Origin of the sequence: Streptomyces venezuelae ATCC 10712 (genome assembly GCF_008639165.1) — a bacterium.
In the GTDB taxonomy this organism is placed as follows: domain Bacteria; phylum Actinomycetota; class Actinomycetes; order Streptomycetales; family Streptomycetaceae; genus Streptomyces; species Streptomyces venezuelae.
In genome coordinates this window covers 5,156,473-5,168,595 of record NZ_CP029197.1, presented here as the reverse complement: position 1 = coordinate 5,168,595, position 12,123 = coordinate 5,156,473, and the positions used below count along the sequence as shown (strand labels likewise).

Here is a 12,123-nt window from a genome sequence, read left to right as displayed (position 1 = left end):
CCGGGCCCCGGACAGCGGGGCGGCGGCCCCCAACCGCACCCGTCAATCGAGCCGCACGGACCCGCGCCGTGGATCGCGCAGGTCCGTGCCCTGCGTCAGCCAGCGCTCCTCCAGGGCCTGGGCCTCGTGCACCCGCTTCCACGCGGCCTCGTTCGAGGTCATCGGAAGCAGCGGCAGGAAACGCACCGGGTCCATGGGCTCGTCGAGCTCCAGGTCCTCGACCAGACCCCCCGGCTCGGCGACGAGCACCGAGCTGAACGAGGCGCCCGGCCAGAGCGGGTCCCCGACGTCGAGCGAGGCGCCGGGGGCCACGATCACGCCCTCGACCTGAGGGGTGGCGGCGAGGACGGCGAGCGGGCGCAGCACCTTGTCGGTGTCGGCGAGCCCGGCCCGTACCGTGAGGACGAGTTCCGCGCGCGGACCCTTCACGGGGTCGGCGAGCGCGGCGGTCGGGTCGGCCATCGGCTGTGCGGACATGCCGAGGGTCGCGTACCGCACGAGATCGCCGTCAATGAAGCGGAGCACCTCGATCCGGTCCGTGCCGAGAAACGTCACCGCGGCCCGCGCGTCCGGTTCTCCGAGCGCGGTACGCAACCGGGCCTCGACCAGAGCAAGAACTTCTCCCATGACTTGAGCATAAAGCGCGTATGGAACGGGCAAAGGAAGGGATTGACCGTCAGTCGGCTGATAGTCTTGGCCGCTGGTCGGGAGTCCCGAACTCCCGACTACTCGTCACACGTCATCCCTCACGAGGGACCGGCCGGAGGAGGTGGGGCTGCGATGGACCGAAGTCGATCGGGCAGTACCAGCCGCTCTTCCGCCCCGCACCCGAGCCCGGTGCGTTCGTAACCCCGGTGATTCCCGGCCCGTCTTCACACGGGCGCGCGCCTCCCCGGCATCTCGCACGACGGAAGAGCATCTCGCCTTTGCCTGTCTGTAGCGAACGCCGTCACCGCGATCCCTCGGTGCCGCCCGCTTTGTGGACGACGTAGCTCCACGTCCCCATTCCGGGCTGTGCCACGCTCGCCGACGGCCTCTCCGTGAAGGAGCATGCCCATGTCGATGATCCGTGACCTGCGCGCCGCCGTCCGTCCGAGCCTGCGGCACCCCCTGCGCAAGACCCCCACCACGTACACCTCGTACGACCCCACCCGCGACCACACGGCCTCCAGCGCCGTGGTCGACTGCGCCGTCTACCGCGACGGCCGCCGCGTCGACGACCGCGACTGCCTCACCCCGCGCGGCGCGATGAGCCAGGTACGGGAGAGCGGCGGCTTCGCCTGGATCGGGCTGCACGAGCCGACCGAGGCCGAATTCGCCGGAATCGCCGCCGAGTTCGGGCTCCACCCGCTCGCCGTCGAGGACGCCGTCCACGCCCACCAGCGGCCCAAGCTGGAGCGGTACGACGACACCCTCTTCACCGTCTTCAAGACGATCCACTACGTCGAGCACGCCGAACTCACCGCGACCAGCGAGGTCGTCGAGACCGGCGAGGTGATGTGCTTCACCGGCCCCGACTTCGTCATCACCGTCCGCCACGGCGGCCAGGGCTCCCTGCGCAACCTCCGGCACCGCCTCCAGGGCGAGCCCGAACTGCTCGCCAAAGGGCCCTCGGCCGTGCTGCACGCCCTCTCCGACCACGTCGTCGACGGCTACATCGCGGTCGCCGACGCCGTCGAACTCGACATCGACCAGCTGGAGATCGACGTCTTCTCGCCGGCCGCGAAGGGCTCCACGCGCGGCACCGACACCGGCCGCATCTACCAGCTGAAGCGTGAGGTACTGGAGTTCAAGCGGGCCGTGACGCCGCTGCTGCGCCCGATGCAGCTGCTCTCCGAGCGGCCGATGCGGCTGGTCGACCCCGACATCCAGAAGTACTTCCGGGACGTCGCCGACCACCTCGCCCGCGTGCAGGAGCAGGTCGTCGGCTTCGACGAGCTCCTCAACTCGATCCTCCAGGCCAACCTCGCGCAGGCGACCGTCGCGCAGAACGAGGACATGCGCAAGATCACCTCGTGGGCGGCGATCGTCGCCGTCCCCACGGCGGTCTGCGGCGTGTACGGCATGAACTTCGACCACATGCCCGAGCTGCACTGGAAGTACGGCTACCCGATGGTGCTGACCGGCATCGTCGCGATCTGCTTCACCATCCACCGCACGCTCAAGCGCAACGGCTGGCTGTGACCGCCCGGCCGCTAGGCTTCGGGACATGACAGAAGAGCTGCTCGGGTCCGCCCTCGTCGAGGAGGCCACCAAGAAGTCCGGCCTGGTGTGGGTGCGCGGCACCGGCCCGGCCCGCGCGCTCTGGCACGTGTGGTCCGACGGCGCCGCGTTCGTCGTCGGCGACGGGCCCGGCGAGCAGCCCCTGCCGGGACTCGTCGACGGCGGTACGGCCGAGGTCACCGTCCGCAGCAAGGACAAGGGCGGCCGGCTTGTCGCCTGGACGGCCGCCGTGCGCGAGCTGGCGCACGGCACCGAGGAGTGGGACGCGGCCGTCGCCGAGCTGAAGGGCAAGCGGCTCAACGCGCCCGACGGCGAGGCCATGACGGACCGCTGGGCCCGCGAATGCCGGGTGCTGCGGCTCGACCCCCGCTCGTCGACCACGGAGCTGCCGGACGGCTCCCTGGCGGCCGTACCGCTGCCTTCGGCGGCCGTCACCCGCGAGCCGGTCCCGGCCGGCCTCCCGAAGCTGCTGCTCAAGCGCCGGCGCTGACCGCGAGCGGGACCGGGGCCGGGGCCGGGCCGACCGGGACGCCGATCGCGTCGGGACCCCGCTCAGCCCGGGCGGCCGCCTGCCGTGGTCGAGGGCCCCGCTCAGCCCGGGCGGCCGCCTGCCGTGGTCGAGGGCCCCGCTCAGCCCCCAGGCCGCTGCCTGCCGTGGTCGAGGGGCCCCACCACTCAGCCCCCAGGCCGCTGCCTGCCGTGGTCGAGGGGCCCCGCTCAGCCGCGGGGCAGCTGCTTGCCGTAGTCGAGGGTCTCCTCGGCCGAGGGGGCGGCCAGCGGGAAGTCCTTGTCCCACTCGGAGAGCACCACGACGCCCGCTCCCCCGCCCCGGGCGAACTGCAGCGGGTACGGGGAGCCCTCCAGGGCCACGTCGAGGGTGCCGCCCTCGCCGTCCGCGCCGCCCTTCACCTTGACCGTGCGGATCCCGCCGATCTGGTCCCGGTCGCCCTTGACCTTCTCCCCGTGCAGACCGATCAGCCCGCCGAGCAGCAGCCGCATGTCCGTGAAGCCGCGCAGCTGCTTGTACGAGGGGTCGCCCTGCGGCACCTTCACGTACTTGTCGTCGAGCTTGTCGGCCGCCTCGGAGTCCGCCTCCGACGGTTCGTCGCCGCCGGGGGCGGCGTGCGACCAGAAGCCCGCGTCGGCCTTCAGATAGAGCGCGTCGCCGACCCGCAGCAGCTCGAAGGTGCTGTTCTTCGTCGTCACCGAGCCGGTGGCGCCCTCGGGCTTCAGCCGCATGTTCAGCTTGAAGGTGTCGCCCTTGCTGACCAGGGTGCCGGCGAGCCGGACCGCCTTCGCCGAGCCGGCCACGGACCGCGCCTTGCCCTCGATCTCGGCGGGGGAGAGCTTCCCGACCCCGTTGGTCCCCTCGTCCGGGTCCGCGGCGCAGGCGCTGAGCCCCACGGCGAGACCGGCGCAGAGCGCGAGCGGCGCGACGGCTCTGCGGAGGCGCACGGCCGGGACGACACGTGCGGCTGACGGGGTACGCGATGACGGGGTGCGAACGGTCACCTGCGCTGCCTCTCGGAGTCGTGGGGGGGGTGCCCGGCCGTGGCGCGTACGGGATTCCCGGGCGGCGGCCGTCTGTTCTGGCTGTTCTGCCGGGCGGGGAGGGCCGGCGTGCCGGTGGGGACGGCAGTCCGCAGCGTACCCGGGCCGGGTGGCGCGCCCTGCGGCAGCCGTACGGAGGCACTTCCAGGGCGGTGCGGAACGGCACGGGCTAGCCTGAACCAGGCAAAGCTCTGCAATGACTCTGCAATGACTCGAATCGTGCGGCACCGAGGAGGCGCGTGGCATGGCGGCAGGCGCCCCCCGGATCTTCGTCTCCCACCTCGCGGGGGTTCCCGTCTTCGACCCCGTCGGCGACCAGGTCGGCCGGGTCAGCGACCTGGTGGCGATGCTGCGGGTCGGCCGCAGGCCGCCCCGGCTGCTCGGCATGGTCGTGGAGGTCCTCAGCCGCCGCCGGGTGTTCGTGCCGATGACCCGGATCACGGGGGTCGAGTCCGGCCAGGTCATCACCACCGGCGTCGTCAACATGCGCCGCTTCGAGCAGCGCCCCACCGAGCGGCTGGTCCTCGGCGAACTCCTCGACCGCCGCGTCCGTCTCGTGGGGCCCGGCGGGCAGGAGGGCGAGGAGGTCACCGTCCTCGACGTCGCCATCCAGCAGCTGCCCGCCCGGCGGGACTGGGAGATCGACAAGGTCTTCGTCCGCAAGGGGAAGGGCGGGGTGCTGAGCCGCAAGGGCGAGACGCTGACCGTCGAGTGGTCGGGGGTCACCGGCTTCTCCCTGGAGGAGCACGGGCAGGGCGCCGAGAACCTGGTCGCCACCTTCGAGAAGCTGCGCCCCGCCGACCTCGCCAACGCCCTGCACCACCTCTCCCCCAAGCGGCGCGCCGAGGTCGCGGCCGCGCTCGACGACGACCGGCTCGCCGACGTCCTCGAAGAGCTGCCGGAGGACGACCAGATCGAGATCCTCGGCAAGCTGAAGGAGGAGCGGGCGGCTGACGTCCTGGAGGCGATGGACCCGGACGACGCGGCCGACCTGCTGTCCGAGCTGCCGGAGGAGGACCAGGAGCGGCTGCTGACCCTGATGCGGCCGGACGACGCCGCCGACGTCCGCCGCCTCCTGGCGTACGAGGAGCGCACCGCGGGCGGTCTGATGACGACCGAGCCGATCGTGCTGCGCCCCGACGCGACGGTCGCGGACGCGCTGGCCCGGGTCCGGCAGCAGGACCTGTCGCCGGCGCTCGCCGCCCAGGTGTACGTGTGCCGGCCGCCGGACGAGACGCCGACCGGCAAGTACCTGGGCACCGTGCACTTCCAGCGGCTGCTCCGCGATCCGCCGTTCACGCTGGTCAGCTCGCTCGTCGACAGCGATCTGCCGCCGCTCGGCCCGGACACCCCGCTGCCGGCCGTCACCAGCTATCTCGCCGCGTACAACATGGTCGCCGCGCCCGTGGTCGACGAGAGCGGTTCGCTGCTCGGCGCGGTCACCGTCGACGACGTGCTCGACCACCTGCTGCCGGACGACTGGCGGGAGACCGAGTTCCACGAGGAGGGGGCCGGGCATGGCGGCTGAGCGCACGCAGGACCGCGAGCGGGACCGGGAGCGCGACCGGCCGGGCCCCCGCATCCGGCTCGACCTGCCGCGCGAGCGGCGGGCCAGGCTGCTCCCGGAGTACGACCCCGAGGCCTTCGGCCGGCTCTCGGAGCGGATCGCCCGCTTCCTGGGGACGGGCCGGTTCCTGGTCTGGATGACCCTGACGATCGTCGTCTGGGTCCTCTGGAACATCTTCGCGCCCGGCGCGCTCAAGTTCGACGAGTACCCGTTCATCTTCCTGACGCTCGCGCTGTCCCTCCAGGCCTCGTACGCGGCGCCGCTGATCCTGCTCGCCCAGAACCGGCAGGACGACCGGGACCGGGTCAATCTCGAACAGGACCGGAAGCAGAACGAGCGGTCGATCGCCGACACCGAGTACCTGACGCGGGAGATCGCGGCGCTCCGGATGGGCCTCGGCGAGGTGGCCACCCGCGACTGGATCCGGTCCGAACTCCAGGACCTGATCAAGGAGCTGGAGGAGCGCCGGGATCTATTCCCGTCGGGCGACGCGCACGGACGTGACGTACCCGACCGTTGACAGCCCTTTCATGGGCCGGTGGTCGGCGCCGTACCATCGTCGGTATGGCTACGGAAGACGCGGTGCTCGAAGCACTGGCGACGGTGAACGACCCTGAGATCAACAAGCCGATCACTGAGCTCGGCATGGTCAAGTCGGTGGAGATCGAACCGGACGGCAAGGTCGCCGTCACGGTCTACCTGACCGTCTCCGGCTGCCCGATGCGCGAGACCATCACCCAGCGGGTGACGGAGGCCGTCTCCCGGGTCGAGGGCGTCACCGGCGTCGAGGTCTCGCTGGACGTGATGAGCGACGAACAGCGCAAGGAGCTCGCGGCGGCGCTGCGCGGCACGAGCGCCGAGCGCGAGGTGCCGTTCGCGAAGCCGGGCTCGCTGACCCGGGTGTACGCGGTCGCCTCCGGCAAGGGTGGCGTCGGCAAGTCCTCCGTCACCGTGAACCTGGCCGCGGCGATGGCCGCCGACGGTCTGAAGGTCGGTGTCGTGGACGCCGACATCTACGGCCACAGCGTGCCGCGGATGCTGGGCGCGGACGGCCGTCCGACCCAGGTCGAGAACATGATCATGCCGCCCTCGGCGAACGGCGTGAAGGTCATCTCCATCGGCATGTTCACCCCCGGCAACGCGCCGGTCGTGTGGCGCGGCCCGATGCTGCACCGCGCGCTCCAGCAGTTCCTCGCGGACGTGTACTGGGGCGACCTCGACGTCCTCCTGCTCGACCTGCCCCCGGGCACCGGCGACATCGCGATCTCGGTCGCGCAGCTCGTGCCGAACGCGGAGATCCTCGTCGTCACCACGCCGCAGCAGGCGGCGGCCGAGGTCGCCGAGCGGGCCGGTTCGATCGCCGTCCAGACCCACCAGAAGATCGTCGGCGTCGTCGAGAACATGGCGGGCCTGCCGTGCCCGCACTGCGACGAGATGGTCGACGTGTTCGGCACGGGCGGCGGCCAGAAGGTCGCCGACGGCCTGACGCAGACCACCGGCGCGACGGTCCCGGTCCTCGGCTCGATCCCGATCGACGTACGGCTCCGCGAGGGCGGCGACGACGGCAAGCCGGTCGTCCTCTCCGACCCGGACTCCCCGGCGGGCGCGGCCCTCCGCGCGATCGCCGGCAAGCTCGGCGGCCGCCAGCGAGGCCTCTCGGGCATGAGCCTGGGCATCACGCCCCGCAACAAGTTCTGAGGTCATGACGGAGGGCGCCCCCGAGGGGGCGCCCTTCGTCGTACCGTCAGGCGTAGGCGTCGAGGTCCTTGATCTGCGAGAAGCCCAGGCCGTACGCGCTCATCCCCCGCCCGTACGCCCCGAGGTGCACGCCCGCCGCCGAGCCCGCGAGCACCCAGCCGAACTCCGACTCGCGGTAGTGGAACGGCATCGGCACCCCGTCCACCGGCAGCGACAGCGTCGACCACTCCGGCCCGCCGAGGTCGTCGGCCAGTTCGAACGCCGTCTCCGTCTGCTGGTCCAGCCAGTTGTCCCGCATCGCGTGGTCCAGGGACGCGGGCCAGGTGTGCACGAGCAGCCCCGAGCCGGCCAGCCAGGCGGCCGAGGAGACGGTCGTGGCGTCGAGGACGCCCGTGCCGTCCCCGGTCCGCCGTACGGGGCTCGCGGCCACCGTCACGACGACGGCGAACCGCTCCTTCTCCGTGGTGCTCACGTCCGACTTTATGGACGGCGCCTCCCCGTGCCCGGTCGAGCCGTGCTGCACGCTGCCGTCCGCCGCCGTGCCGACCTGCATCAGCCAACGCGGCCCGGTGAACGCCTCGTCGAGGCCGTACCAGGCGAAGGGCGCGCGCAGATAGCCCTCGGCGGTCCGCCGGGCCGTCGGTACGCCTTCCACCCGACTCGTGGTCTCCATCTCGGCCGCCTCCTCGTTGCCGTCAACAGAGGGAGGATAGCCACCGGGACGCGCCGGGTCGGTGACAGCCCGTCGTCAGGTCGCGTCGGAGTCGTACGGCGGACGCTCGGAAGTGTCCGGCTTGTCCTGCTTCTTCAGCAGGTCCGGGGTGCCGTTGGCGGCGGCGACGGCACCGGCGGAGCCGTTGACGGCCGAGGGCGTCTCACGGCCGTGGACCGCGTCGGCGACCTCGTTCATCTCCTTCTTGAGGTCGAAGCTGCCGCGCAGCTCCTTGAGCTCCCTGAGGTCCTCGTTCTGCTCCATCTGCTTGCGCAGGAACGTCTTGGGGTTGAGGTCCTCGAACTCGAAGTCCTTGAAGTCCGGTCCGAGCTCGCTGCGGATGTCCTGCTTCGCGCTGTCGGAGAACTCGCGGACCTTCCGGATGAAACGCGAGACGTCCTGGATGACCTTCGGGAGCTTGTCCGGCCCGAAGACGAGCACGGCGAGGACCACGAGCGTCACCAGCTCGAGTGCGCCTATGTCGCTGAACACCTAGTAGCTCCTTCATGCCGGTCAGAGGCCCGGTCCACGGTACCCGCCGAAACTGCCGGACGGGTACCTCGCGGTGTCCGCCACATGGCACTCAGGTGCCCTGCGAGGAGCCGAGCGTCAACGTCTTTGTCAGCTCTTTGCCGTTGCGGGTCAGGGTGAGCTCCAGCCGGTCGCCGGGGCGGTGCGCGCGGATCTTCACGATCAGCTCCTCGCCGTTGTGCACGCGCTGGCCGTCGACCTTGGTGATGACGTCGCCGGGCAGCAGCCCCGCCTTCGCGGCCGGGCCGCCGGGCGTGACGGACGCGGAGCCGTCCTTGCCCTTCTCGCCGACGCGGGCGCCGTCGCCGTTGAACTGCATGTCGAGGCTCACACCGATGACCGGGTGGGTGGCCTTGCCGGTGTTGATGAGCTCCTCGGCGACGCGCTTGCCCTGGTTGATCGGTATGGCGAAGCCGAGACCGATGGAGCCGGGCTGGGAGGCGCTGCCGCCCTCGCCCTCGCCGGAGCCGCCGCCGGCCGCGCGGATCGCGCTGTTGATGCCGATGACCTGGCCCTTGGAGTCGAGGAGCGGACCGCCGGAGTTGCCGGGGTTGATGGGGGCGTCGGTCTGCAGCGCGTCGACGTAGCTGATGTCGCTGCCGTCGCCCTTCTCGCCGCCCGCGGTGATCGGGCGCTCCTTGGCGCTGATGATGCCGGAGGTGACCGTGTTGGAGAGGTCGAAGGGGGCGCCGATGGCGACGACGGGGTCGCCGACGCGGACGTTGTCGGAGTTGCCGAGCGGCAGCGGCTTGAGGCCGGAGACGCCGGTGACCTGGACGACGGCCAGGTCGTAACCGGTGTCCTTGCCGACGAGCTTGGCGCGGGCGGTCTCGCCGCTGGAGAAGGTCACCGTGATGTCCTTGGAGGACTCGGCGGCGTCGACGACGTGGTTGTTGGTGAGGATGTGGCCCTTGGTGTCGAGCACGAAGCCAGTGCCGGTGCCGGAGGAGCCACCGCCCTTGACGTGCAGGGTGACCACGCCGGGCAGGGCGCTGGCCGCGATGCCGGCGACGCTGTCCGGGGCGCGGTCGGTCTCCCCGGAGCCCGCCTGGGGCAGTTCGACGGTGGTGATCCCGCCGTTCCGCTCGACGTACGCGCCGATGCCGCCGCCGATGACTCCGGTGACGAGCGCGAAGACGAGCGCCCCGGCGACGGCGAGCCCCTTGCGGGACTTCCTGGCGGGCGCGGGCGGAAGCCCCCCGCCGCCTCCCCAGGGGTCGTACTGCACCCAGGGCGCGCCGGGCTGCCCGTGCGGCTGCGGCTGCAAGGGCACAGGCTGACCGTGCGGCTGAGGCTGCGGGGGCACGGGCTGACCGTGCGGCTGGGGCTGCGGGGGTACGTGGGTCTGCTGCGGCGGTACGGGCGCCGGGGGCCGCTGCACGGGCGGCGCGGGCGCCCAGGGACCGGGCTCGCCGTAGGGCGGGGTCCGGTACTCGTCGGGCGCGTGCAGCGGCTGCGGCGCGGCCTGCGCGGCCGTCGCCGGAGGACCGTCCACGGGAATTTCGCCCTTGGTCAGCGCGACGGCGGCCGGGGGCGGGGGTGCCTCGACGGAGGCGGTGGCGGTGGCGGGCTCCACGGAGGCGGGCTCGGCCACGTCCGGGCCGACCGCGGCGGTGCCCGCCGAGTCAGCCGAACCGACCGGGTGGGCCGGCGCGGCCACGGTGGTCGAGTCGGCGGCATCGGGCGCGTCCGGCGCACCCGGGGTGGCGACATGCGTCAGGCCGGGTTCGCCGTCGGCGGTGGCGCCCCCGTCAGAGGTGGCTGCCGTGCCCGCCGTCGGCCGTGGCGCGGGCAGCGGGAAGTCGCCGTCGACGTCACCGGTACCGACGGCGGTGGCCTCGTCCGTGACCTCGTCGGCCGGAGGCGGCGTGGGTATCCGTGCCGCCTCCGGTGCGCTCGACGGCCGGCTCCACCAGTTCGGCTTCCCGTTGTTCATGCTCTCCCCGCAACCCGCTGACCCGTCCGCGCCCCTTGGGTCGGGCGCCCCTGCCCCTGGATTCAACCAGGTCGCGGGTCAGCGGGGGGAGCCGAGCGGGGTGGCCGCCGGACTCGGCGCCGGGCTGGGCCCGGGCGCGAAGGCCAGCTGGAGGGCGGGACCCGTCGGCCGTATGAACGGGGACAGGGCGAACAGGGACTGCGGGGCCGTGCCCTGGAGCCGTACCGCGGAGAGCGGGGTGGCCGGGGAGCGCACCGCGTCCTGCGGGACGGCGCCCGCCGGGAACGTGCCCGGGGCCGCCGTCGCGACCGGTCCGTGCGGCACGCCCGCGGGGGCTCCGGGGGACAGCGGAGCCCCCGGGGTCACCCGCGTACCGTCGAGGGACTGGGCGCCGGAGCGCTCGCCGGAACGGGTGCCCCGGCCGACGGCCGTGCCGCCGCCGGGACCCGAGGTGGTGGCGCGCAGCGGCGTGACCGCGGTGCCGGTGCCCTGGCCGCCCCGCCCGCTCGCGTTCACCGAGGTCTCCAGCGGCAGGGTGCCGCCGAGGGCGATGGCCGCGAACGAGACGGCGCTGGCCGCCGCGAAGGCGAAGCGCCGCCCGCGTCCGGACGGGCCGGACGCGCGGTCGCCGACGTCGTGGATGCGGAAGCCGGGGTGCGGGGGGTGCGGGGTGACGACGGCGGCGGTGGCGAAGCCGTCGGACTTCACTCCGCTTCCGCCGAGGAGTTCTTCGAGGGGTCCTCTGGGTCCGCCGGGTCCACCCGGCTCACCAGGGCCCCCGGGCAACCCCTGGAGCCGCGCGAGGAATCCTTCCGAGGGCGGCGGAGGGGCCGCCGACGCGAAGACGCTCTTGAGGGTGCGCTGGGCGTCGGCCTCCGCCTTGCAGCGGGCGCAGGTCGCGAGGTGGGCGAGGACCCGCTCACGGGCGTCGTGGCCGAGCTCGCCGTCGACGAGCGCGGCCAGCCGGTCCCCGAGGTGGTGCTCCGCGGGGGTCGGTGACGTGGGACGTGTGCCGCTCACGCTGTCCCTGCCTCCCATCCGACGGTGGCCAGGGCACGCTCCTCCGCCCGTGCCTCGGGCGACCGGTGCTTGAGGGCCTTGCGCAGGTGGGAGCGCCCGCGGTGGATGCGGCTGCGGACGGTGCCGAGCTTCACGCCGAGGGTCGCGGCGATCTCCTCGTACGACAGTCCTTCGATGTCGCAGAGGACGACCGCGGCGCGGAACTCGGGCGCGAGGGTGTCGAGGGCCTGCTGCACGTCGGCGTCGAAGTGGGTGTCGTTGAACACCTGCTGCGGCGAGGGCTCACGGCTGGGCAGCCGCTCGGCGGCGTCGTCGGCGAGCGCGTCGAAACGGATGCGCTGCTTGCGGCGGACCATGTCGAGGAAGAGGTTGGTGGTGATGCGGTGGAGCCAGCCCTCGAAGGTGCCCGGCGTGTACGTCGACAGCGAGCGGAAGACGCGGACGAAGACCTCCTGGGTCAGGTCCTCGGCGTCGTGCTGGTTGCCCGTGAGGCGGTAGGCGAGGCGGTAGACCCGGCCACTGTGCGTGCTGACGATCTCCTCCCAGGTGGGCGGAGTCCACGCCTGCGATTCCGCATCCGATGCGAAGGTCGCGGTGGTGGGAGCGGAGTCGGTGGTGCGGATTCGGTCAGCGGTGTCGGTCACGGATTTCGGCTCACCCGCCGACCTGAGAAGACGCCGAAGCACTCCTCCCCGATCCACAGGCGCAGCCGCACCTCCCCTGTCGGCTCTGGTGGTGTCCAGTGGAGCCCCTACCATAGCCACCTCGCCCGTTAGCTCCGGATAAGAATCTTTACGCGAATTTGGAACCGGCTCCCCCGGCTTCCTCCTGCGCGTCCTTCCCCTGGTGAACGCCCGGTCCCATCTGCGGGTTCCCGCTGACAGC

Annotated in this window: 12 protein-coding genes; 5 read left to right on the top strand and 7 right to left on the bottom strand. The window is 72.5% G+C overall.

Features of this window, described 5'->3' with window-relative positions:
- Positions 1-42: 42 nt before the first annotated feature.
- Complete coding sequence (locus DEJ43_RS24075; RefSeq protein WP_015035990.1) at positions 43-627, bottom strand: suppressor of fused domain protein; 585 nt, start codon at positions 625-627, stop codon at positions 43-45.
- 429 nt (positions 628-1,056) lie between these two features.
- Here DEJ43_RS24075 and DEJ43_RS24065 point away from each other — a divergent pair, with 429 nt between their 5' ends.
- Together DEJ43_RS24065 and DEJ43_RS24060 are read left to right on the top strand one after the other, a co-directional pair.
- Complete coding sequence (locus tag DEJ43_RS24065) at positions 1,057-2,184, top strand: magnesium and cobalt transport protein CorA (protein WP_041662843.1); 1,128 nt, start codon at positions 1,057-1,059, stop codon at positions 2,182-2,184.
- Positions 2,185-2,209: 25 nt separating this feature from the next.
- Complete coding sequence (locus DEJ43_RS24060; RefSeq protein WP_015035988.1) at positions 2,210-2,713, top strand: hypothetical protein; 504 nt, start codon at positions 2,210-2,212, stop codon at positions 2,711-2,713.
- A gap of 227 nt (positions 2,714-2,940) precedes the next feature.
- Here DEJ43_RS24060 and DEJ43_RS24055 read toward each other — a convergent pair whose 3' ends face one another.
- Positions 2,941-3,678: a hypothetical protein gene (locus DEJ43_RS24055; protein ID WP_041662842.1), complete on the bottom strand. Its 738-nt coding sequence runs from the start codon at positions 3,676-3,678 to the stop codon at positions 2,941-2,943.
- A 340-nt stretch (positions 3,679-4,018) separates the two neighbouring features.
- Here DEJ43_RS24055 and DEJ43_RS24050 point away from each other — a divergent pair, with 340 nt between their 5' ends.
- The 3 genes from DEJ43_RS24050 to DEJ43_RS24040 are packed head-to-tail and all read left to right on the top strand — an operon-like array spanning position 4,019 to position 7,039.
- Complete coding sequence (locus DEJ43_RS24050) at positions 4,019-5,302, top strand: magnesium transporter MgtE N-terminal domain-containing protein (RefSeq protein ID WP_015035986.1); 1,284 nt, start codon at positions 4,019-4,021, stop codon at positions 5,300-5,302.
- Positions 5,292-5,861 (top strand): DUF1003 domain-containing protein, encoded by a 570-nt coding sequence (locus DEJ43_RS24045; protein ID WP_015035985.1) that lies wholly within the window; start codon positions 5,292-5,294, stop codon positions 5,859-5,861. Before DEJ43_RS24050 ends, DEJ43_RS24045 begins: the two co-directional genes overlap by 11 nt.
- A gap of 44 nt (positions 5,862-5,905) precedes the next feature.
- Positions 5,906-7,039 (top strand): Mrp/NBP35 family ATP-binding protein, encoded by a 1,134-nt coding sequence (locus DEJ43_RS24040; protein ID WP_041662841.1) that lies wholly within the window; start codon positions 5,906-5,908, stop codon positions 7,037-7,039.
- Between the two features lie 46 nt (positions 7,040-7,085).
- On the opposite strand, the gene DEJ43_RS24035 is transcribed toward DEJ43_RS24040, so the two are convergent.
- The 5 genes from DEJ43_RS24035 to sigE all read right to left on the bottom strand — a co-directional run bounded on the left by DEJ43_RS24035 (position 7,086) and on the right by sigE (position 11,996).
- Complete coding sequence (locus tag DEJ43_RS24035) at positions 7,086-7,712, bottom strand: hypothetical protein (RefSeq protein ID WP_015035983.1); 627 nt, start codon at positions 7,710-7,712, stop codon at positions 7,086-7,088.
- 75 nt (positions 7,713-7,787) lie between these two features.
- Positions 7,788-8,243, bottom strand: coding sequence for a sec-independent translocase (locus DEJ43_RS24030; RefSeq protein WP_015035982.1), 456 nt, complete (start codon positions 8,241-8,243; stop codon positions 7,788-7,790).
- A 91-nt stretch (positions 8,244-8,334) separates the two neighbouring features.
- The gene (locus tag DEJ43_RS24025) at positions 8,335-10,218 is read right to left on the bottom strand and encodes a S1C family serine protease (RefSeq protein WP_233447982.1); all 1,884 of its coding nucleotides are present in this window, start codon (positions 10,216-10,218) and stop codon (positions 8,335-8,337) included.
- A gap of 78 nt (positions 10,219-10,296) precedes the next feature.
- Positions 10,297-11,238 carry an anti-sigma factor family protein gene (locus DEJ43_RS24020; RefSeq protein WP_015035980.1) on the bottom strand — a complete coding sequence of 314 codons (942 nt, stop codon included), beginning with the start codon at positions 11,236-11,238 and terminating at the stop codon, positions 10,297-10,299.
- The gene (sigE, locus tag DEJ43_RS24015; RefSeq protein WP_078508732.1) at positions 11,235-11,996 is read right to left on the bottom strand and encodes an RNA polymerase sigma factor SigE; all 762 of its coding nucleotides are present in this window, start codon (positions 11,994-11,996) and stop codon (positions 11,235-11,237) included. The genes DEJ43_RS24020 and sigE overlap by 4 nt, the downstream gene beginning before the upstream one ends.
- Positions 11,997-12,123 lie beyond the last annotated feature (127 nt).

Excerpts from the sequence above, each read along its gene's own strand:
- DEJ43_RS24060 (WP_015035988.1), top strand. The coding sequence starts at position 2,210 with ATGACAGAAGAGCTGCTCGGGTCCGCCCTCGTCGAGGAGGCCACCAAG.
- DEJ43_RS24050 (WP_015035986.1), top strand. The coding sequence starts at position 4,019 with ATGGCGGCAGGCGCCCCCCGGATCTTCGTCTCCCACCTCGCGGGGGTT.
- DEJ43_RS24025 (WP_233447982.1), bottom strand. The coding sequence starts at position 10,218 with ATGAACAACGGGAAGCCGAACTGGTGGAGCCGGCCGTCGAGCGCACCG.
- DEJ43_RS24065 (WP_041662843.1), top strand. The coding sequence starts at position 1,057 with ATGTCGATGATCCGTGACCTGCGCGCCGCCGTCCGTCCGAGCCTGCGG.
- sigE (WP_078508732.1), bottom strand. The coding sequence starts at position 11,996 with ATGGTAGGGGCTCCACTGGACACCACCAGAGCCGACAGGGGAGGTGCG.
- DEJ43_RS24075 (WP_015035990.1), bottom strand. The coding sequence starts at position 627 with ATGGGAGAAGTTCTTGCTCTGGTCGAGGCCCGGTTGCGTACCGCGCTC.
- DEJ43_RS24035 (WP_015035983.1), bottom strand. The coding sequence starts at position 7,712 with ATGGAGACCACGAGTCGGGTGGAAGGCGTACCGACGGCCCGGCGGACC.
- DEJ43_RS24045 (WP_015035985.1), top strand. The coding sequence starts at position 5,292 with ATGGCGGCTGAGCGCACGCAGGACCGCGAGCGGGACCGGGAGCGCGAC.
- DEJ43_RS24040 (WP_041662841.1), top strand. The coding sequence starts at position 5,906 with ATGGCTACGGAAGACGCGGTGCTCGAAGCACTGGCGACGGTGAACGAC.